The following is a 20,892-nucleotide window of genomic DNA, read 5'->3' as shown; positions in this document are numbered from 1 at the left end:
CTGGCTATCCTGGATGGTCGACACTTGATTCTCCGGTCTTCTTGTTACCCCGGGCCGGGGCGGAATCGACATCTAACGGGACAACGGGCCGTCTGGATGACGGCTACTTATCTTTTCACCAGAGGCTGCCGCCGGTAACTTCCCGCAATCTCACAACCGTGTAGGAAGAACGCCGATTTCGGCGTCAGCCGATGGTGCCTACCATGCAGCAGGGGCATGCGCGCGCCTAGTCGTTGACATCCAGCTCGTCGCCGCGCCAGTCCCGCCGCATGATCAGAAACGTGAACGACGTTGACCATCCGATCAGGATCAGGCCCACCAGCGGCTGCACCGAAGCCAGCAGCCGCAGGGGCCCAATCGGGAAGATATCGCCAATGCTCTGTGTGGTGAACGTTTCCAGCGAGAAATAGATATAGGCGATGGCACCATGTTCGCGCATGCCGGTCAACTTGCCGATGTTCAGCACGTCGGTGCCGAGCCAGTAGCCGGCGCTGAACACCATGGCTTCGATGCAATGGGTCATGATGATCAGGACGATCACCGCGCCGATGTTGAGCTTGCCGCTGAGCCGTTTCGGATGGAATTCCGAGATCAGCCGCAGCGCCTCGTAGTGAATACCCACGCTCAGCACGGTCAGGGCGCCGGTGAGCGCGATGGCAATCAGGAACTGGAGTGGCGTGTCATCCATGGCAGACATGGCGCGCTGAGGGAAAGGCCAGACTATACGGCGGCTCGCCCCGTGTAAATGTATCGGCGGCGATGCGGGGCGCAGACGAACGGATACAAGGCGGGATTGCCGGCTGCTAAATGCGCCGGCGCAGAACGGTGTGGCTGGCGGGCACGGACCGGTGGGAACGGGGGGGGGAACTGGAATGAACAATGCGGACGGCAGCGTGCCGTCGACAAGTTTCGATGGAGGGGGGCCTGGATTCCTGGCCGGTGCCGGCGAGATGGCGGCGCTGATCCGCCAGTTCGACTGGAACACCACGCCGCTGGGGCCGCCCGCGCAATGGCCCCAGAGCCTGAAGACCGCCATCCGCATCATGCTGACGTCGCGCCAGCCGATCTGGATTGGCTGGGGCGCGGATCTTCTCTTCTTCTACAACGACCCGTACAAGGCCATCATCGGCGGCAAGCACCCGGCGGCGCTGGGCCGGCCGACCGCCGAGGTCTGGCATGAGATCTGGCCGGAGATTGGCCCGCTGCTGGCCACGGCCATGGCGGGCACGGAGGGCACCTTCGTCGAGCAGAAGCTGCTGATCATGGAGCGCAACGGGTATCCCGAGGAAACGTACTACACGTTCTCGTACAGCCCGGTGCCCGACGACCATGGCGGCACGGGCGGCATCATCTGCGCCAACAGCGACGATACCGAGCGCGTGGTGGCCGAGCGGCAATTGAACCTGTTGCGCGAGCTGGCGGCGTCCGCGACCAACGCGCGCAGCGGCATCGACGCAAGCCGCCTGGCTGTGAGCGCGCTGCAGGTGAACCCGTGGGACCTCCCGTTCGCGCTGCTCTACATCGGCGGGCGCGGTGCCGAAACGCTGGCGCTCACGGGCAGCGCCGGCATCGCCGGCGACCATCCGGCCGCGCCGCAGACCCTGGATGCCGACGATGCCCTGGCGCCCTGGCCGGCCGGCGAAGCGATGCGTGCCGGCGCGCCGGTGTACGTGGACGACCTTGGCAGCCGCTTTGCCATGCCGCTGCCCGGCGGCGCATGGCAGATGGCGCTGCGTTCGGCCACGGTGCTGCCGGTGCAGCTATCGGGCGAGAGTGCGCCCAGCGGCGTGCTGGTGGTCGGGCTCAACCCGTGCCGCCTGTTCGGCGACCGCTATCGGGCGTTCCTGGACCTGGTGGTGGGGCAGATCGGGCAGGCCATCAGCTATGCGAATGCCTATGAGGAAGAACGGCAACGCGCAGAAGCGCTGGCCGAGATCGACCGCGCCAAGACCACGTTCTTCTCCAATATCAGCCACGAGTTCCGCACGCCGCTGACGCTGATGCTGGGGCCGCTGGAAGAAATGCTCCATCGCGGCGACGTGGCCGAGGGCGATCGCGCGCTGGCCGAGGTCGCCCATCGCAATGGCCAGCGGCTGCTGAAGCTGGTCAACGCGCTGCTGGATTTCTCGCGCATCGAGGCCGGGCGCGTGCAGATGTATCCGCAGCCGACCGACCTGGCCGCCTTCACGGCCGACCTGGCGTCGCTGTTCCGGTCGGCGGTGGAATCTGCGGGCATGCGGCTGGAGGTCGATTGCCCGCCGCTGCCGGCGGCCGTGGCGGTGGATCGCGAGATGTGGGAATCGGTGGTGCTCAACCTGCTGTCGAACGCGTTCAAGTACACCTACACGGGCGTCATCTCGGTAAAGCTTGAGGGGCTCGATAGCGGAGAGGTGGCGCTGAGCGTGAGCGATACGGGCATCGGCATCGCCGCGGAAGAGCTGCCGCACCTGTTCGAACGGTTTCACCGGGTGGCGGACGCGGTCGGGCGGTCGATCGAAGGCAGCGGCATCGGCCTGGCCATGGTCCAGGAACTGGTGCGCCTGCATGGGGCCCGGATCGACGTGCAGAGCACACCCGGCGAGGGATCGCGCTTTCGCGTGACGCTGCCGCGCGAGGCCACCCTGGCCGAACCGGCAGCAACCCCGGCGTCCACCAGCGCGCGGGCGCTGGCCTACGCGGATGCCGCCAGACGCTGGGTGCCGGGGGCCGACGACGTGCCGGCGCCGCAGGTCATCGACGAGATTGCCGGGACGGGCGCGCAGGCCGCCGACGTGCGTGGCCGGCTGCTGGTGGCCGACGACAACGCCGACCTGCGCAACTACATGCACCGCATCCTGCAGTCGGCGGGTCATCAGGTGCATGTGGCGGCGGACGGGCAGGAGGCGCTGGAAATGGCGCGGCGCATCGCGCCGGACCTGATCGTCTCCGACGTGATGATGCCCCGGCTCGATGGTTTCGGCCTGTTGCGCGGCGTACGCGACGACGCCGTGCTGCGGCAGACGCCGGTACTGCTGCTGTCGGCCCGCGCGGGCGAGGAGGCGCGTGTCAGCGGCCTGGCATCGGGCGCGGACGACTACCTGATCAAGCCGTTCAACGCCCGCGAACTGCTGGCGCGCGTGGCCAGCAACCTGCGGTTGTCGCAACTGCGCCGTCAGGCCCAGCGCGAATTGCAGGACATGAACGAGTCGCTCGAACGGCGCGTGGCCGAGACCGTGGCCGACCGGGATCGGCTCTGGGAACTGAGCGAAGACCTGCTGATGGTGATTGGCGCCGATGGCATGCTGGAGCGCGTCAGCCCGTCATGGGAGCGGGTGCTCGGCCATGCGGCGAGCGTGGTGATCGGCCGCTCGTGCATGGTGCTGGTGCATCCCGAAGACCTGGTGCCGGTGACCGAACAGATGCTCGCCCTGCAGCGCGAAGGCGTGCCGGTGCGCTACGAATGCCGCATGCTCGGGGCCGATGGTGCCGAGTGCTGGATGGCGTGGACGCTCGCGATCGATCCCGCGAATGGGCGCATCCACGGGGTGGGCCGCGACGTGACCGGCGACAAGGCGGCGGCGCAGGCGCTGCGGCATGCCGACGAGGCGCTGCGCATGGCGCAGAAGATGGAGGCCATCGGCAAGCTGACCGGCGGCGTGGCCCACGACTTCAACAACCTGCTGCAGGTGATTGGCGGCAACCTGCACCTGCTGTCGCGCGACGTGGCGGGCGATGATCGCTCGGAGACGCGCGTGCGCAATGCGCTGGCCGGCGTGGCGCGCGGCGCCAAGCTGGCGTCGCAACTGCTGGCCTTCGGCCGCCGCCAGCCGCTGGCACCGAAGGTGGTCAACCTGGGCCGCTTCGTGCGCGGGCTGGACGACATGCTGCGGCGGGCGCTGGGCGATGGCGTCGAGATCGAAACGGTGATCGCGGCGGGTTTGTGGAATACGCTGATCGATCCGTTCCAGGTGGAAAACGCGCTGCTGAACCTGGCGATCAATGCGCGCGACGCCATGAACGGCCACGGCTGCCTGACGGTGGAAGCCGGCAATGCATCGATCGACGACAACTATGCGCGCCGCAATGCCGACGTGGCGCCGGGCCAGTACGTGATGCTGGCCGTGACCGATACCGGCGCGGGGATGCCGCCCGAGATCCAGGAGCAGGTGTTCGAACCGTTCTTCACGACCAAGCCTGAAGGCCAGGGCACGGGCCTGGGCCTGAGCATGGTGTACGGCTTCGTGCGGCAGTCGGGCGGCCACGTGAAGATCTACAGCGAGGTGGGCGTGGGCACCACGGTACGGCTCTATCTGCCGCGTGCCGACGAGCCGGAAGACCTGGAAGTCCAGATCGACACCGGGCCGGCGGGCGGAGGCACCGAAACCGTGCTGGTGGTGGAAGACGACGAGGATGTCAGGGTTACGGTGGTCGAGATGCTGTCAGGGCTCGGCTATCGCGTGCTGAAGGCGCGCGACGCGGTGAGCGCGCTGGCCATCGTCGAAAGCGGCGTCCCGATCGACCTGCTGTTCAGCGACGTCGTCATGCCGGGGCCGCTGCGCAGCACGGAGATGGCGCGCAAGGTGCGCGAGCGGCTGCCGGGCATCGCGGTCCTGTTCACCTCCGGCTATACGGACAATGCCATCGTGCATACCGGGCGGCTCGACGCCGGCATCGAACTGCTGAGCAAGCCGTACACGCACGAGGCGTTGGCGCGCAAGGTGCGCCAGATGCTGGTCAGCGGCGGCGCGAAGCTGGAGCCTGTCGACGCGGCGGCGGCAGCGCTGGTGGATGGCGCGCCGACGCTGGCGGCGGCTGTCGCGGACGGCATGGCCATCGACATGCCGCGTCACCAGCGCGTGGTCTTCGTCGAGGATGACGATCTGCTGCGGGCCAGTACGGCCGAACTGATGCGCACGCTGGGCTTCGACGTGATCGAGGCGCGCAACGACGTCGAGGCCATGGCCGCGCTGGGCGGCGAGGGTATCGATATCCTGCTGACGGATGTGGGGCTGGGCGGCGTGTCGGGCGTGGATCTGGCGATCGACGCCTGCCGGCTGCGGCCGGCGCTGCGTGTGATCTTCGTGAGCGGCTACGAAGTGGTGCTGACGCCCGCGCAGCGTGACGCGTTGCCGAACGCGGTCATGCTGCGCAAGCCTTATGCGTTGACCGATTTCATCAACGTGCTGCAGGCCCGCCCGGAGGGCGGGTAACACTACCTTGGGTGGCTCAGAGGGCCGAGGCGACGAGTGCCGCCGCGGCACCGCTGGCGGCACTCAGTGCCAGCCATCCGCCAAGGATCAGGGCGCTGTTGCGGAAAGACATGATGGGCTCCGTGGAGAGAGTGCCGGAGCCTATCCGGGCTCCGGCTACAACTGGTGGACCGCCTGCATCGGGCGGGGATCAGGCGTTGGCGCCGTCGGTGTAGATGTCGCGGGCGCGGGCGCCGTCATAGAACGGGTTGCGCGGCTGGTTCACGCTGCGGGCGCCGTCGTAGTACGGGTCGACCTTGCGGGCCGGGCTGGCCGACACGCCAACGCGGTCCAGACCTGCCACGATGCGTGCGCCGTCGGTGTACGGATCCGCCTTGCCAACCCTGGCACCGTCGGTGAACGGGTCAGCCTTGCCAACGCGTGCGCCTTCGGTGAACGGGTCGAACTTGCCCTGGCGGGCGCCGTCGGTGAACGCGCTGCGTTGATCCTGCACGCGGTAGGTGTAGCCGTAGACTTCGCCGGCCTTTTGCGCGGCGGGGGCGGCTTGCACGGCACCGGTCACGAAAGCGGCGGCGAGGGCGGCGGCGGTAACGATGGTCTTGGCATTCATGGTGGCTCTCCTTGCTGGGTGGCCGGGCGATCACGTTGGGTTCGCGCTGGCCGGATAACTATGGCGACGTCGGCGGTGTCTTCTTTTGCTATCTACTGGTAGGTAGATGTGCGCTGCTAAAAAAAGAACCGTCTCCGGAACTGATTTACTGCCTGGTGTTGCTTGGAAGGTGCCTTGCTGGTTGCTTCTTGCTGCTTGGCGTCGTCCATGGCTTGAATATTATCTACTACTAGATAGATAAGCAAGGGGTTTTTGCAAAGCACAATCGTAGAAGCCTTAAATATGGATCTCCGCGCCGTGACGGGAGCCCGGAGGTGGCGGCATAAGCCTCTGAATTTCAAGAGAAAATATCGATTCCTATCGGTCTTCTCTCGATGATTAGAGTATTTGCTCTATTTTTTCGGCGAGGGCTGGTCCCGCAGGGCGACCAGCGCCAGGAGCAGGATGCGCGTGTGTTCCTGCAGCACATCGTGCACACGGCGGGTCTCGGATTCGCCAAAGCGGTCCCACTCCAGGGCCCGCAGTACGTGACGCCGCATGACCTTGAACGCGGCGATCTGGCTATCGATGGCCACGGTGCGGATCCGCGTGGTCTCGTCGGTGGCCGGCTGGCCGGTCAACCGCCCGATCAGCGCGGAGGTCAGCGAAAAAAGCCGACGGTTGATACCGGCGTCGATCCGTTCGAAGGCCGTGGGCGGCCCCATCCCGGCGCGCTCACGCGCCATGAACTGGCGCCAGTGATCGGTCTCGGGGCATTCATACAGGAAGTTCGCAAAGCGTGACTGCAACGTCAGGTAGGCGTCGATCAGGTCCGTGTCGGCCACGTCTGGGCGGGCCAGCAAGCCTTCGGCCGCTGCCACCACGTCTTGCAACATGGCCCAGGCGCGCTCGACAAAATAGTCGATGCAGGCCAGGTACACGCCTTCCTTGTTGTCGAAGTAGTACTGCAGGGCGGGGGCGTTGACGCTGGCCTCGCGCGCAATGTCGCGCGTGGACGCGCCGTCGAAGCCATGCGCGGCGAACAGCCGCATCGCCGCCTCAATAATTCGAGCCCGGGTTTCTTCCCCGCGCTGGTAGCCGCCTTCGGCCGCTGGCCTGTGTCGCGCCATGTCGACATGTCTCCCCGAGTGAACAGGCTGAAATATATCAGTTGACAGATTTATTCCGAGTGGAATAATTGCGCAGCATTCCCGACTATCGCCGCCCCCATACCCCTCATGTCCGCCCCCCAACCCAACGCCCCGGCCATGCCGGCAGATGTTGCATCGCAACATAATCCATCCTCGCGCGCCAGCCGTCGCCGCACCGTGCTGGTCGGCATTGGCGCCGCGCTGGTGCTGATCGCCCTGGTCATCGGCGTACGCTGGTGGCTCTATGGCCGTTTCATTGAAAGTACCGACGACGCCTATATCCAGGCCGACAGCGTGACCGTCGCACCCAAAGTCGGCGGCTACGTGACCGAAGTCTACGTGCGCGACAACCAGCAGGTGGTGGCGGGGCAGGAACTGGTGCGGCTGGACAACCGCCAGTACCAGGCGGCGTTCGACGAAGCGCAGGCCAACGTGGCGTCGCGCCAGGCCGATGTGGCGCGCGCCGATGCCGACCTGCAGCAGCAGAAGGCCCGCATCGCACAGGCTGCCGCCGAGGTGGATGGCGCCCGCGCCAACGCGCGCTACGCGGCATCGCAAGTCGAACGCTACGCGCCGCTGGTCAGGACCGGGGCTGAAACCGAGGAGCGCACCGCCGAACTGCGCAACGCGCAGACGCGCGCATCGACCACGCTGGCCGCCAATGAGGCCGCGCTGAAGGTGGAACAGAGCCAGACGGTCACGCTGCAGACCCGTCTGCAACAGGCGCACGCCCAGCTGGAAGTGGCCGAGGCCAGCGCGCGCAAGTCGAAACTGGATCTGGAAGACACCATCGTGCGCGCCACCACGGCCGGACGCGTGGCCGACAAGGGCGTGCGCGTGGGCCAGTTCGCCCAGCCCGGCACGCGGCTGCTGACCGTGGTGCCGGTACAGGACCTCTATCTGACCGCCAACTTCAAGGAAACGCAGGTCGGCCGCATGCGCGCGGGCCAGCCCGTGTCGCTGCACGTCGATGCGTTGTCCGGCGAGGCCCTGCACGGGGTGATCGACAGCCTGTCGCCGGGCACGGGCTCGCAGTTCGCGCTGCTGCCGGCACAGAACGCCACCGGCAATTTCACCAAGATCGTCCAGCGCGTGCCGGTGCGCATTCACGTGGACGTGCCGAACGCGGCGCGGCCGGTGCTGGTGCCGGGTCTGTCGGTGACGGTCGATGTCGATACCCGCGAGCTGAATCCCGCGCAGGTGCGGGCGCCTGCCGCCGGAGCCAGCCATGGCTGAGGCCGTGGCGCCAGGGCAGGCGTCGCCGGCACCCGTGGCCGCGCAGCAGCCAAACGCCACGGCAGCGGACTGGATCGCCGTGGCCGCCGGTTCGCTCGGCGCGCTGCTGGCCACGCTGGACATCTCGATCACCAACTCGGCACTGCCGCAGATCCAGGGGCAGATCGGCGCGGCAGGCACCGAGGGCACGTGGGTGTCCACCGGCTACCTGATGGCCGAGATCGTCATCATCCCGCTGACGGCCTGGCTGACGCGGGTGTTCGGCCTGCGCCGCTTCCTGATGTGGAACGCCTTGCTGTTCACGGCGTTCTCGATGGTGTGCGGCATGTCGCACAGCCTGCCGCAGATGGTCATCGGCCGTATCGGGCAGGGCCTGGCCGGCGGCGCGATGATCCCGACCGCGCAGACCATCGTGCGCACCCGCCTGCCGCGCCACCAGATGCCCATCGGCATGTCGATGTTCGGCCTGATCGTGCTGCTGGGGCCGTTGCTGGGCCCCGTGGTGGGTGGCTGGCTGGCCGAGAACATCAACTGGCGCTGGTGCTTCTTCCTGAACGTGCCGATCACCGCCGTGCTGGTGCCGCTGCTGTATTTCGGCCTGAAGGCCGAACGCGCCGACGTGGAGGCGTTCTTCAAGGCCGACTGGCTTGGCATCGTCGGCCTGACCATCGGGCTCAGTTCGCTGACCGTGGTGCTGGAAGAGGGCCAGCGCGAGCAGTGGTTCGAGTCGCAGTTCATCGTCTACCTGTCGATGCTGTCGGCCATCGGGCTGACGATGATGCTGGTCAGCCAGTTCACGGCGAAGCAACCCATCGTGCGGCTGCGGCTGCTGCTGAACAGGAGCTACGCCAGCGTGATCCTGATCGTGACCACGGTGGGCGCCGGCCTGTATGGCGTGTCGTACCTGCTGCCGCAGTTCCTGTCGCTGATTGCCGGCTACAACGCCGAGCAGGCTGGCGGCATCATGCTGCTGTCGGGGCTGCCGGCATTCCTGCTGATGCCGGTGCTGCCGCGCATCCTGGGCAAGTTCGACAGTCGCTGGCTGGTCATCAGCGGGCTGGTGTGCTTCTTTGCCAGCTGCATGCTCGATATCGGCCTGACCGTGGACAGCGTCGGCCACGACTTCACCGTTTCGCAGATCCTGCGCGGCTTTGGCCAGATCCTGGCGATGATGCCGCTGAACCAGGCATCGATGGCGGCGGTGGCCACGCATGAGGCCGGAGACGCCGCCGGGCTCTACAACATGGCGCGCAACCTCGGTGGCTCGATTGGACTGGCGCTGCTTGGCACGCTGATCGACCGCCGCAATGCCTATCACGACTCGGTCATCCGCGAATCGGTCACGGCCAACAGCAGCATCGGCCAGGATCATATGACGTCGACCATCGCCGGGTTCGTGGCCCAGGGCGGCGACTTCGCCCATGCGCAACTCCAGGCCGTGGCCCAGCTCAGCGGCGAGATCGCGCGGCAGGCCGCGGTGATGACGTTCTCCGAAACCTTCTTTGCCCTCGGCATCGCACTGCTGTGCTGCGTGCCGCTGGCCCTGCTGCTCAAGCCGCCCCGTCCGGGCGCGCCTGTTTCCTCCGGCCATTGATCATGTCTGTCTTTTCACATGCCAGGCGGCCACGCCTGCTGACCCTTACCGCCGCCTCGCTCGCTGCCGGATGGCTTGTGGCCGGATGCACGGTGGGGCCCGACTACCGCAGCGCGCCGGAAGTGGCCGGCAACGCGATCGATGCGGGACGCTTCCCGCACGCGCCGGCGGAGGCCCAGCCCGTTGCGCCGCGTGCCGCCGACTGGTGGCACGCACTTGGCGACGCCAAGCTCGACATGCTGATCGAGACCGCGCTCCAGGACAGCCCCGATATCGACGTGGCGCGTGCCCGCGTGCGCCAGGCGCGGGCGGGGCTGGATAGCAACAAGGCCAATCTGCTGCCACAGGTGGGATTCGATGCGGCGATGCTGCGCACCCGCTCGCCGGACCTGTCCGCGCTGTCCGGTAATGGATCGTCGGGAGGCGGGCGCGGGCCGCTGTCGCTGTACATCGCGAGCTTCGATGCCAGCTGGGAGATCGATTTGTTCGGCGGCACGCGCCGGTCGATCGAGGCGGCGTCGGCCGAGGCCGATGCGGCATCGGCGCAACTGGCGGACGCCCATGTGCAGCTGGCCGCCGAGGTGGCGCAGGCCTACATCACGCTGCGCGAGCAGCAGGCCAGCCTGGCGCACCTGCAGGATTCCGAGAAGCTGGAAGCCGACATGCTGGACCTGACGCAGCAGCGGCGTGCGCGCGGCGTGGCGTCGCAGCTCGAAGTGGAGCGCCTGCTGACACAGCTCGACAACACGCGGGCGCAGATGTCGCCGGTGCAGGCCAGCATCGCCGAACAGTTCGACCAACTGGCGCTGCTGACCGGCCGTGCCCCCGGGACGCTCGACGCCGAGTTGTCGGCGGCGCGGCCGCTGCCCAGCGTGCCCGAGACCGTGGCGGTGGGCGATCCGGCGGCGCTGCTGAAGGCCCGGCCCGATATCCGGGCGGCAGAACGCCGGCTGGCGTCGAGCACGGCGCAGATCGGCGTGCGCAAGGCCGACTGGTTCCCGAAGCTGTCGCTGCTGGGCTCGCTCGGGTTCAGCGCGATGGACCCCGGCCACCTGGCCCGCAAGGACAACGGCACGTGGCTGACGCTGCCGCGCCTGCAATGGAACATCCTCGATTTCGGCCGGGTGGCCGCCGGGGTGGACAGCGCCGAGGGCGGCCGCGACGAGGCCGACGCCAACTATCGCAGCACGGTGCTGAAGGCCCTGCGCGATGCCGATGTGGCGCTGTCGCGCTACGGCCACCAGCGCGAACACGTGGTGGTACTGCGCCGCGTGGAGGCATCGTCCGAACGGGCGTCGACGCTGCAGCAGCAGCGTTACTGCGCCGGCACGGCCAGCATGCTCGAATGGCTCGATGTGGAACGCACACGCGTGGTGGCGCAGCAGAACCGCATTTCTGGCGATGCGGACCTGCTCAAGGACTACGTGTCGCTGCAGAAGTCGCTGGGGCTGGGATGGCAGACGGCGGCCGCCGCCGAAGGTGGCGCCGCCGCATCCGCGCCAGCTGCCACGCGGGCCACGCCGGCCTCGCCCGCTTCCTGACCGGAAATCCCCGTTACTGGGCGAGCTTGACCAGCGGCGGCTGCTTCCAGCTGCCGTTGGCCGCGTCGGGCCTGGGCATGTACATGCGCAGGATCACGTAGAACGGACCGTCGGGCGCCGGCAGCCAGTTCTGGCGCGCGTCGCCGGCCGGGGCCTCGTGCTGGATATGCAGCGTGACACCGCCATCGGCATCGTGCCGCAGCGACGGCAACATGCGCGAGTTGACGAGGTAGCGGTGCATCGGGTTGTCCACCAGCAGCTTCGACTTGCCGTCGTACATCGTGATCGACCTGATGGCCGCATTTGCTGCGCTGCACGGCAACGCCAGCACCAGCACGGCGGCCCCGGCGCTTGCCATCAGCCAGCGGCGGCTGGTCTTCCACATCGTCATCGTTCTCCTAAATCTTGTTCTGTCGGCTGGGCCGCGTGCCGGGGCTGTCCCGGCGCGGCGGGCCGATTCTGCCCCGGCTTTTCGATTCGGTTTTGCTTTCGCAAACAAGGTGCGGGTGCAGCAATTGCAAGAGAAACGCCGACAGCGGAACCGGACGAATCCGACTTTTGGACAAACAGCCAGCACCCCACACTGCCAAGTGGATAGAATCGCCGTGGGCATTCCCCTGCGGCGCCGATTGCAACAATGTGTTACGGGCGGCGGAGGTCGGGATGCAGAACAACAGACAAAGCGCCCATGCACTTCAACGCCAACGACAGCATCCTGGTCAACATCATCGCCAGCGTGGTGGTGATCCTTGCCGGCACGCTGGTGGTCAAGCTGATCAACCGCTTCTTCTCGGCGCGGCTGCAGGCCGACAACCGGGGCAGCTATCGTGCCTGGACGGTGGCGTCGCGCAATCTGGTGGCGGCGGTGGTGTTCCTGCTGCTGCTGGGCATCTGGGTGTCCGAACTGAAGAGCGTGGCGATCTCGCTGGCGGCGTTCGCGGCGGCGCTGCTGCTGGTCGGCAAGGAACTGGTGATGTGCTTCCTGGGCGCGTTCATGCGCATGATCACGCGCCCGTTCCAGCTTGGCGACCTGGTGGAGATCGGCCCGTTCGGCGGCGAAGTCATCGACATGGACGTGATGTCCACCACGCTGGTGGAAGTGGCTGCCGCGCGCCAGTACACGGGCTTTACGGTGCAGGTGCCGAACAGCATGCTGCTGACCACGGCCGTGCGCAACCATTCGCAGGCCGGCGCCTATACGCTGGACATGGTGCGGATTCCGCTGGCCGTGGGCGACGATCCCGAAGCAGTGGAGACGCTGCTGGTGCAGGTGGCGCGCCGCGCATGCGAAGGCTTCATGGAGGAAGCGGGCCGCACGCTGCGGCGCTACGGGGACATGCGCTTCGTGGACCTGTCGCAGTTCGAGCCGCGCGTGATATTCGAACCGTTCGACGTGACCCGCTTCGATGCCGTGGTGCGCTTTCCGGTACCGGTCAGCGCACGGCTGGCAGTGGCGCAGCAGATCGTGCGCGGCTATTACCGCGAGCGGGCGCAGGGCCGGCCGGCGGATTCCGGGACGGCGTCCGCACCGGATACGCCTTCGGCGCAACCGTAGCGCGGGGCGGGGCGGCCGCCGGATCATTGGCATCCGGCAGGCCGCAAGCGGCAGGACCGTCGAGGAGAAGACCATGGCGCAGGCCCTGATTCGATGGCATGGACACACCCCGGCGCCCGTGCCGGGATGGCGGCATGTGCGGTCGCTGGCGTGGGTGGTCGCCATCTCGGTCTGGCTGGCGCTGTTGGGCGGCTGTGCAAGCCTGCCCGCCAATGCCGGGCGGACGCCGAGCTACGCCGCGACCGATACCGGCACGACGCTGCTGGCCAGGACGCTCGCGCCCCGGCTGGCGCAGAATCCCGGGCAGTCGATCTTCTATCCGCTGGGCGCGGGGCCCGATGCGCTGACCGCGCGCATGGCACTGGCGCGGGCCGCGCAGAAGACGCTGGACCTGCAGTACTACATCTACGACGTGGATACCACCGGCAGCGCGCTGCTGGGCGAGGTGATCGACGCCGCCGATCGCGGCGTGCGCGTGCGCATCCTGCTGGACGACATCCATACCGGCAAGCAGGACAAACTCTGGGCGGCGGTGGATTCGCATCCGAACATCGAGGTGCGCATCTTCAATCCGTTTGCCAACCGCAACGCCCGGTGGGTGGAGCTGCTGTTCGACTTTGGCCGCCTGAACCGCCGCATGCACAACAAGCAGATGACGGTGGACAACCTGGTGTCGATCATGGGCGGCCGCAATATCGGCGACGCGTACTTCTCGGCCAAGCCCGACATGGCGTTCAGCGACCTCGACGTGATGGTGGCCGGGCCCGTGGTGCCGGCCGCCAGCAAGGTGTTCGACGAATACTGGAACAGCGAAAACGCCTATCCCGTGGCCACGCTGACCCCGGAAGGCAAGGAAGCACCAGACGAGCTGCGCGCCTTCCGCAAGCAGATCGAGGCCAAGGGCGACATGGCCCGCGCCAGCCCGTTCGTGCAGGAACTGCTGGATTCGGGCCTGGCGCGCGGCATCGAGTCGGGCCGCCTGCCCGGCTACATGGGCTCGGCGCGCGTGATTGCCGACAAGGCCGACAAGATCGAAGAATCCGCCGACGACCCCTCCACGCACGCCATTCCGCAACTGCGCGCGATGATGGAAAAGGCCCGGACCGAGCTGGTGCTGGTTTCACCGTACTTCGTGCCCAACAAGGAGGGCGAGGCCTGGCTGGCCGCCATGGTCAAACGGGGGGTCAAGGTGCGTGTGCTGACCAATTCGTTCGCCGCCACCGACGTTGCGGCGGTGCATGCCGGGTACGCGCCCACGCGCAAGCGGCTGCTGGAGGCCGGCGTGGAACTCTACGAGCTGAAACCCACCGCCAATGCCGAACTGGTACGCAGCCGCGCGGGCAAGTCACGCATGTTTGCGTCGAGCCGCGCGAGCCTGCATGCCAAGGCCTATGTGGTGGACCGCCAGACGCTGTTCATCGGGTCGATGAACCTGGACCCCCGTTCGATCAAGCTCAATACCGAGATGGGCGTGGTGCTGGACAGTCCGGCGCTGGCCAGGCTGCTGGTGGAAGACATGGACCGCCGGCTGCTCGATATCGCCTACCGCGTGGCGCTCAAAACCAGCGACAGCGGCGCGCAATCGCTGACGTGGACCACGCGCGACAACGGCAAGGAAACCACCCACGAGCACGAGCCGGACATGAGCATGTGGCAGCACATGGGCATCGACGTCCTGCAGATGCTGCCCGTGGAGGATCAACTCTAGTCGAGCTGCCGTGGGGGTCTGGCCCGGCTAGGGCGCGACGGTGCCGGCGCCGTCCGGCTGCAGCAGTTGCAGCAGGTATGCCTGCAGGCGCGACAGTTCGCCCGCGATGCCGCCCGGAAACCCTTGCCGGTCGCCGCGCTTGTCGATCAGCAGTTCGGCGAGGAAGGCGGACACGGCGGCGGCATTGCCCAGCGCGGCCAGCTGGTTGCCAATGCGCGGGTAAGCGTAGAACAGCTCCAGCGGACGGACTTCGCGCGGCAACTGGGCCAGCCACCTGAGCGCCACCGGCGTCAGCGACAGGTTGATCGGGTCCGGCGCCTGGCGCAGTTCGCTCCAGTCGACGTGCGCCGAGGCAGGCGGGTCGCCGTCCAGTACCTTCTTGGCTTCTTCGACCGTGACGAATTCGAACGACAGGGGATCCATGATGGGCGGCTCGATGTGGGCGGGGCGCGCGGGCATCCACCCGTTCGGGTCAGATTTCGCGCTGCCGCCCATGTTAACGGATCGGTGAAGCGTTTCGTTAGCGGCGATGTATCGACCCGGCCCGGGCCCGGCGCGGACGCGATTCTCATGGCTGGCAGGCCCATGTCTCATGGCAGGAAAACGCCCGTTTGCCACACTGGCAGGCATGAACCGGAGCCTGCCATGACCTGGGATTTGCTGATCGAATCGGACTGTGTGCCGGTGCCACTGCGCGCGGGCGCCCATGTGACTTGCCGCGCCGGCCAGTTGTGGATCACCGTCGAGCACCGGCGCGCCCGGCCGTCGGCGGATATCGTGCTGTCGGCCGGCCAGCGGTGCCGCGTGGAGGAAGACGGCGTCTACTTTCTGAGCGCGCTGCGTGCGCTGGGCGCGGTGCAATGCCACATCACGCCGGCCGCGAGCCAGCATCTGGTGCTGCGCCCGGCCTGACGCGCGCCGCTTCCTCGGCAATCCAGTCGGCCACGTGGCGGACATCGTCGCGCGGATTCTCGGTGGCATGGATCAGCCAGAACGCGTTGGGGCTGGGCATGATCGCGCCGGCCGTGGTCACCACGTTCAGCTGGCCGCCTTCGATCAGCGACTGGATCAGTTCCAGGCGTCCGAGCGCCACGCCTTGTCCGGCCAGTGCCGCGTGAATCACCTGGTCATATTGATTGAAGCGCAGGATGCCGCGCCGGGCGGCCTGCCGGTAGCCTTGGGCGCCAAGCCAGTTGCGCCAGTGCAGCCAGGGCCGCGGATCGTCGAATTCGAGCAATGGCAGCGCCGCCAGGGCTTCGGCCGAGGTCACGCGCGTGGCGCCGAGCGACGGATTGGCCACGGGCGCGATGGTTTCTTCGAACAGCCGGATGGCGTGGGGCGGCGCGGCCGATGCGGGGCAATAGCGGATGGCCAGGTCGATGCCATCGGCGCGCAGATCGCTGATCTGGTTGCTGGCGGACAGCCGCACGTCGAGATTCGGATACCGCCGCTGCAGGCTGCCCAGCCGTGGCAGCAGCCACAGGCCGGCCATGCCGATGCTGGCCGTGACCGTGACGGGCTGGCGCCCATCGCGCTTGCGCAGTTCCGCGGCCACGTCCTGCAACTGCTGCACCGCGCCGTCGGCGCTGCGGAACAGGCGTTCGCCTTCGGGCGTGAACGCCACGCCGCGATGCTGGCGTACGAACAGGCGTACCTGGAGCTGGTCTTCCAGCGCGCGGATCTGGCGGCTGACGGCCGACTGGGTCAGGCACAGGTCGTCGGCGGCCTGGGTGATGCTCATGCGCCGGCCCACGGCCACGAAGCCCTTGAGCAGATCGAGCGGAAACAGGCGGACGAGCGGGACGGACATGGCAAAGTCTCACGGGGGGCGCTGGCGAGCCCCATTACAGCACGGAATCCCGATCCGCTGCCATGCGCCGCCGGAATGGCAGAACGCCTGAAATCTCGGTTGAAGCGGCGCCCGGAATCGCTTGAAATGAAGCCGATCCGAACCGCCGTCACGGGAGCCCGCCATGTCGCTTCACCAGCCTTCGCATGATGTGCGCGCATTGCAATCGCACGGGACGCCGCCCTGGTGGCGCGGCACCGTCTTTCTGCTGCTGGCGGCCGGGCTCGTGATGGGCCTGGCACTGGGCGTGCGCCACGTGCAGGGCCTGTTCCTGCTGCCGGTGATCGCCGAACGGGGCTGGACCCGCGAGACATTCGGCTTTGCGATGGCCGTGCAGAACCTGGTCTGGGGCATCGCCCAGCCGCTGACCGGCATGTTGGCCGACCGCTTCGGGTCGTGGAAGGTGATGCTGGCCGGGCTGGTGCTGTATGCGGCCGGACTGTGGGGCATGGCGCTGGCGCCGTCGTCGATGGCTTTCGTGCTGGCGGGGGGCATCTGCATCGGCATCGCGCAGTCCGGCACCACGTTCGGCGTGGTCTATGGCGCGCTGAGCCGCATGGTGCCGCCGGAACGGCGCAGCCGCACGCTGGGGATTGCCGGGGCGTGCGGCGGCATCGGGCAGTTCCTGATGGTGCCGTCGGCGCAGGCGTTGCTGTCGGTAGCGGGGTGGCAACTGGCTTTGATGATCTTTGCCGTGGCGGCCCTGCTGCTGGTGCCGTTCGCGCTGCCGTTCCAGGATCGCCCGACGGGCGGCGAGGCCAGGGGCGACCAGCCTTCGATGCGGGCCGCCATCGGCGAGGCCTTTGGTCATCCGGGGTTCTGGCTGCTCAAGCTCGGCTTTCTGGCGTGCGGCTTCCAGCTGGCGTTCATCGCCAACCATCTGCCGGCCTACCTGCGCGACCGGGGCATGCAGCCGGCCAGTGCGATGATTGCGCTGGCCCTCATCGCACTGGCCAATATCGCGGGAACCTACGCCTTCGGCTGGCTGGGCGGGCGGCACGTGAAGAAGTACCTGCTGGCGGGCATCTACCTGACGCGCACGTCGGCGATGGCGCTGTTCCTGCTGCTGCCGCTCAGCCCGGTCACGCTATACGGGTTTGCGGCCGTGATGGGCTTTCTGTGGCTGGGCACGGTGCCGTTGACCAGCGGCATCGTCTCGCAGGTGTTTGGCGTGCGTTATATCACCACGCTGTTCGGCTTTGTGTTCCTGGGCCATCAGCTCGGGTCGTTCCTGGGCGTGTGGCTGGGCGGGCTGGTGTTCGAGCTGACGCATTCCTATGATCTGGTGTGGATGGGTGCGATGGCGCTGGGCGTGATCGCGGCGGCATTGCATTGGCCCATCGACGACCGCGAGATCGTGCGCGCGCCATGGCAGGGGCTGCGACCTTGAGCGCCCGCATGGAATAAAGGACGGGCCCGGCGTGTTTACGCATCAGGCAGGCTGCGTGCCAGGCGCGGGAGGTGGAGTATGCTTGGCACGCACGTCCTGTCATTCCCGTATCCGGAGGCCGCCATGCCGTTTCGATTTTCCGTTTGGACAAGCGCCGTCGCGGCAGCCCTTGTGCTGAGCGCATGCGCTTCGCTGCAGCCGGTGGAGACCGGCCAAAAGCTGATCGGCAGCCCGCAGGCGGCTGTGCAACAGGCGTTCGGCGCACCCACCGATACGTTCCAGATGGCCAACGGCACGCAGCGGTGGATCTATTCCAAGCAGCCGTACGGCTACGAAATCTACGCGGCCGACTTCGATGCCAGCGGCAAGCTGACGAATTTCCGCCAGACGCTGACCGAAAACGAGATCTACACCGCGCGGCCCGGCCAGTGGACCAAGCAGGATGTGCTGGAACGCTGGGGCAGGCCCAAGGAGCCGATCCAGTACTACGCGCTAATGAAGCGCGAGGCGTGGTCCTACCGGATGTACCTGCCCGGCTACCTGCCTGCGCACTTCAGTGCCTACTTTGACGACAACGGCGTGCTGGACCGGACGATGATTATTCAGGACTCTCGCGGCGGCGAACGCAGCCGCAGATAGGCGAATGGCTATCAACGGCGCGCCGGCGTTGGGGCCGGCGTGGCCATCCGCATGGCGCGCCGCGAGTGGCGCAATTGCAACATTCCACATTGAAGAGTCGACTAATCCCGGGTGAATCGCTCGCCATTGTATAAACACGAATTATTCGTATTAACATTTGTGTTTATGTGCGGCATACGCCGCATCGTGCACGTCGAGCCAGCACGCCTCCAATAATTCATCCCGGGAATTCCGATGTACTTGCACCGTCCGTCCAACGGTCGCGCCAGCCTGCGCTCGCGCATTTCTGCCGCTTCTCCGATTCCAGCCACCGTGCTGTCGCCTGTTGCCGCCGCAGTGCTGGGCCTGTCGTTGCCGCTAACGCTGTCACTGTCCGCGCCCGCCCACGCGCAGTCCCAGGCCCAGCCGGCCGATCCCAGCGCAACCGCCACGCTGCCCACCGCCACCGTGGTGGCCGAACGGTCCGGGGAGGCGGTCAAGGTCGAGCGCGTGAGCGGCGGCGCGCTGGGCGACCGCAAGGCCGTGGATACGCCGTTCTCGGTCAACGCGGTGTCCAGCGACGAAATCCAGCAGCGCATGGCGCAGACCGCCAACGATGTGTTCAAGTACGACCCGGCCGTGCAGGTGCTGGGCGACAACGCACGCACGGAGAACTCGTACTTCGCCGTGCGCGGCATTCGCGTGGACATGCTCAACGGCACAAAAGTGGATGGCCAGAACTTCGTCACGTGGGATGCCGACATCCCGCTGGAGCCGTTCGAGCAGGTGGAACTGCTCAAGGGCCTGTCGGGCTTCATGTACGGCTTCGGCTCGCCGGGCGGCATCATCAACTACGTAACCAAGCGGCCCACCGACACGCCCCTGCGCGAGGTGACCATCGGCTACCAGACCAACAACGTCTGGAGCGAGAAGATCGACGTCGGCGGCCGATTCGGCAACGACGACCGCTTCGGCTACCGCATCAACGCCGTGAACGAGGACGGCAACACCAGCGAGCAGGGCGTGCATGTGCGCCGCCAGACGTTCTCGCTGGCCACCGACTTCCGCATCACGCCGGACCTGACGTGGAACGCCGACATCATGTACTGGAAGCGCAAGTCGCAGGGCACGATCTTCGGGCTGTCGTTCGGCACGGACACCATCCCCGCCGCCAGCAGCGTGGCCCGCAACCTGGCGCAGCCGTGGTCGTCGCACGAGACCGACACGCTGACCGTTGGCACCGGCGTGGACTACCGCATCAACAGCGACTGGAAGACCAGCTTCAAGTATCGCTTCGCGCGCCAGAACCGCCTGAATGCCGACAGCTTCCTGTTTGTCACGGACGATGCCGGCAACTACTCGGACACCAACTACCGCTGGAAGACCGCGTACTACTATCAGGCGTACGACGCGATGGTGCAGGGCAAGTTCGACACAGGCGGCCTCAGGCACGAGGTCGTGGCAGGCCTGGGCTACCTGTCGCAGGTGCGCGAGCTGGACAACGGCCTGGGCGGCAACGGCATCTTCATGGGGATGAACAACCTGTACAACCCCGTCGCCCTCGACGAGCAGGCCGGCGTGGGCAAGGACTATATCCCGTACCGCGACTACAGGATCCAGCAGAAGTCGGTCTATCTGAGCGACACGGTGCAGATCACGCCGCGCCTGTCGGTGCTGGCCGGCCTGCGCTACAACATGTTCTCGCAGGACAACTACAGCCCCGAAGCGGTCCGGACGTCGCGCTACAGCGCCAACCCGATCACGCCCACGGCGGCGGTGATGTTCAAGACGGACGATTTCTCGTCCGCCTACGTCAGCTACGTGGAATCGCTGGAACCGGGCGGCTCGGCCGGCCCGACGGCTGCGAACTTCGGAGAGACCTTCGGCCCGCTCAAGAGCCGCCAGTACGAGGTGGGCTTCAAGACCGACCGCGACAAGTGGGGCGCCAACGTGGCCCTGTTCCGCGTGGACAAGGGCTACGAGTACACCAACACGTCGAATGTCTTCGTGCAGAACGGCAAGCAGCAGTTCACGGGCGTGGATACCAGCGGCTGGTGGCGCGTGGCGCGCGACGTTCGCCTGATGGGCGGCGTGCTATGGCTGCATACCAAAACCACGGACGTCGACGATCCGCTGGTCAACGGCAACCGGGTGTTCGCCACGCCGAACTACATCGTGACGGGCCGTGTCGAGTACGACACGCCGTTCGTGCCCGGCCTGACGCTGTGGACCGGCGCCAAGGTGACCGGCTCGATGTACGTGAACTCGGCCAATACGCAGCAGATTCCGTCGTACACCACGGCCGACGTCGGCGCGCGCTACACCACGCGTGTGGCCGGCAAGCCGGTGACCGTGCGCGCGGTGCTGAACAACGTGTTCAACCGCCGCTACTGGACCACCACCTATGACGGCTTCGTGCTGCCGGCGGCCACGCGCACGTTCCTGATGAACGCCTCGCTGCAGTTCTGATGG

At 67.0% G+C, this 20,892-nt stretch carries 16 protein-coding genes; 10 read left to right on the top strand and 6 right to left on the bottom strand.

Annotated features, from left to right (window positions below):
* Positions 1-226: 226 nt before the first annotated feature.
* Entirely contained in the window at positions 227-688 is a 462-nt protein-coding gene (locus tag BLQ58_RS09415; protein ID WP_092596941.1) for an ion channel, read from the bottom strand.
* A gap of 184 nt (positions 689-872) precedes the next feature.
* Between BLQ58_RS09415 and BLQ58_RS09410 the strand changes: the two genes are divergently transcribed.
* Complete coding sequence (locus BLQ58_RS09410; RefSeq protein WP_254775869.1) at positions 873-5,189, top strand: response regulator; 4,317 nt, start codon at positions 873-875, stop codon at positions 5,187-5,189.
* A 190-nt stretch (positions 5,190-5,379) separates the two neighbouring features.
* Here BLQ58_RS09410 and BLQ58_RS09405 read toward each other — a convergent pair whose 3' ends face one another.
* Both BLQ58_RS09405 and BLQ58_RS09400 read right to left on the bottom strand, forming a co-directional pair.
* A complete protein-coding gene (locus tag BLQ58_RS09405) occupies positions 5,380-5,799 on the bottom strand; it encodes a copper resistance protein CopQ (RefSeq protein WP_092596938.1) in 420 nt (139 codons plus the stop codon).
* 392 nt (positions 5,800-6,191) lie between these two features.
* On the bottom strand, positions 6,192-6,908 hold the full coding sequence (locus tag BLQ58_RS09400; RefSeq protein ID WP_092596935.1) for a CerR family C-terminal domain-containing protein: 717 nt from the start codon (positions 6,906-6,908) through the stop codon (positions 6,192-6,194).
* Positions 6,909-7,016: 108 nt separating this feature from the next.
* Between BLQ58_RS09400 and BLQ58_RS09395 the strand changes: the two genes are divergently transcribed.
* The 3 genes from BLQ58_RS09395 to BLQ58_RS09385 are packed head-to-tail and all read left to right on the top strand — an operon-like array spanning position 7,017 to position 11,300.
* The gene (locus BLQ58_RS09395; protein ID WP_092596932.1) at positions 7,017-8,165 is read left to right on the top strand and encodes an HlyD family secretion protein; all 1,149 of its coding nucleotides are present in this window, start codon (positions 7,017-7,019) and stop codon (positions 8,163-8,165) included.
* Positions 8,158-9,759 (top strand): MDR family MFS transporter, encoded by a 1,602-nt coding sequence (locus BLQ58_RS09390; protein ID WP_092596929.1) that lies wholly within the window; start codon positions 8,158-8,160, stop codon positions 9,757-9,759. Before BLQ58_RS09395 ends, BLQ58_RS09390 begins: the two co-directional genes overlap by 8 nt.
* 2 nt (positions 9,760-9,761) lie before the next feature.
* Positions 9,762-11,300, top strand: coding sequence for an efflux transporter outer membrane subunit (locus BLQ58_RS09385; RefSeq protein WP_092596926.1), 1,539 nt, complete (start codon positions 9,762-9,764; stop codon positions 11,298-11,300).
* 13 nt (positions 11,301-11,313) lie between these two features.
* On the opposite strand, the gene BLQ58_RS29440 is transcribed toward BLQ58_RS09385, so the two are convergent.
* On the bottom strand, positions 11,314-11,685 hold the full coding sequence (locus BLQ58_RS29440) for a DUF1214 domain-containing protein (protein WP_254775868.1): 372 nt from the start codon (positions 11,683-11,685) through the stop codon (positions 11,314-11,316).
* Positions 11,686-11,988: 303 nt separating this feature from the next.
* Here BLQ58_RS29440 and BLQ58_RS09375 point away from each other — a divergent pair, with 303 nt between their 5' ends.
* Both BLQ58_RS09375 and BLQ58_RS09370 read left to right on the top strand, forming a co-directional pair.
* Positions 11,989-12,855 (top strand): mechanosensitive ion channel domain-containing protein, encoded by an 867-nt coding sequence (locus BLQ58_RS09375; RefSeq protein ID WP_092596920.1) that lies wholly within the window; start codon positions 11,989-11,991, stop codon positions 12,853-12,855.
* Positions 12,856-12,928: 73 nt separating this feature from the next.
* On the top strand, positions 12,929-14,563 hold the full coding sequence (locus BLQ58_RS09370) for a phospholipase D family protein (RefSeq protein ID WP_092596916.1): 1,635 nt from the start codon (positions 12,929-12,931) through the stop codon (positions 14,561-14,563).
* Between the two features lie 27 nt (positions 14,564-14,590).
* On the opposite strand, the gene BLQ58_RS09365 is transcribed toward BLQ58_RS09370, so the two are convergent.
* Positions 14,591-14,986, bottom strand: coding sequence for a hypothetical protein (locus tag BLQ58_RS09365; protein WP_092597361.1), 396 nt, complete (start codon positions 14,984-14,986; stop codon positions 14,591-14,593).
* 222 nt (positions 14,987-15,208) lie between these two features.
* On the opposite strand from BLQ58_RS09365, the gene BLQ58_RS09360 reads away from it, so the two are divergent.
* The gene (locus tag BLQ58_RS09360) at positions 15,209-15,475 is read left to right on the top strand and encodes a DUF2917 domain-containing protein (protein WP_175459875.1); all 267 of its coding nucleotides are present in this window, start codon (positions 15,209-15,211) and stop codon (positions 15,473-15,475) included.
* Here the strand turns inward: BLQ58_RS09360 and BLQ58_RS09355 are convergent.
* Positions 15,432-16,373: a LysR substrate-binding domain-containing protein gene (locus BLQ58_RS09355; RefSeq protein WP_092596910.1), complete on the bottom strand. Its 942-nt coding sequence runs from the start codon at positions 16,371-16,373 to the stop codon at positions 15,432-15,434. The genes BLQ58_RS09360 and BLQ58_RS09355 overlap by 44 nt on opposite strands.
* A 268-nt stretch (positions 16,374-16,641) precedes the next feature.
* On the opposite strand from BLQ58_RS09355, the gene BLQ58_RS09350 reads away from it, so the two are divergent.
* From BLQ58_RS09350 to BLQ58_RS09340, 3 genes are all read left to right on the top strand, one after another.
* Entirely contained in the window at positions 16,642-17,802 is a 1,161-nt protein-coding gene (locus BLQ58_RS09350) for an MFS transporter (RefSeq protein ID WP_254775883.1), read from the top strand.
* 123 nt (positions 17,803-17,925) lie between these two features.
* Entirely contained in the window at positions 17,926-18,441 is a 516-nt protein-coding gene (locus BLQ58_RS09345; protein WP_092597358.1) for a hypothetical protein, read from the top strand.
* Between the two features lie 234 nt (positions 18,442-18,675).
* The gene (locus tag BLQ58_RS09340; RefSeq protein WP_092596904.1) at positions 18,676-20,889 is read left to right on the top strand and encodes a TonB-dependent siderophore receptor; all 2,214 of its coding nucleotides are present in this window, start codon (positions 18,676-18,678) and stop codon (positions 20,887-20,889) included.
* Positions 20,890-20,892: the final 3 nt, after the last annotated feature.

The organism is Ralstonia sp. 25mfcol4.1 (assembly GCF_900104095.1).
Lineage (GTDB): Bacteria > Pseudomonadota > Gammaproteobacteria > Burkholderiales > Burkholderiaceae > Cupriavidus.
Note: the sequence above shows the minus strand (reverse complement) of the source record. Positions and strands in the feature narration are given on the sequence as shown.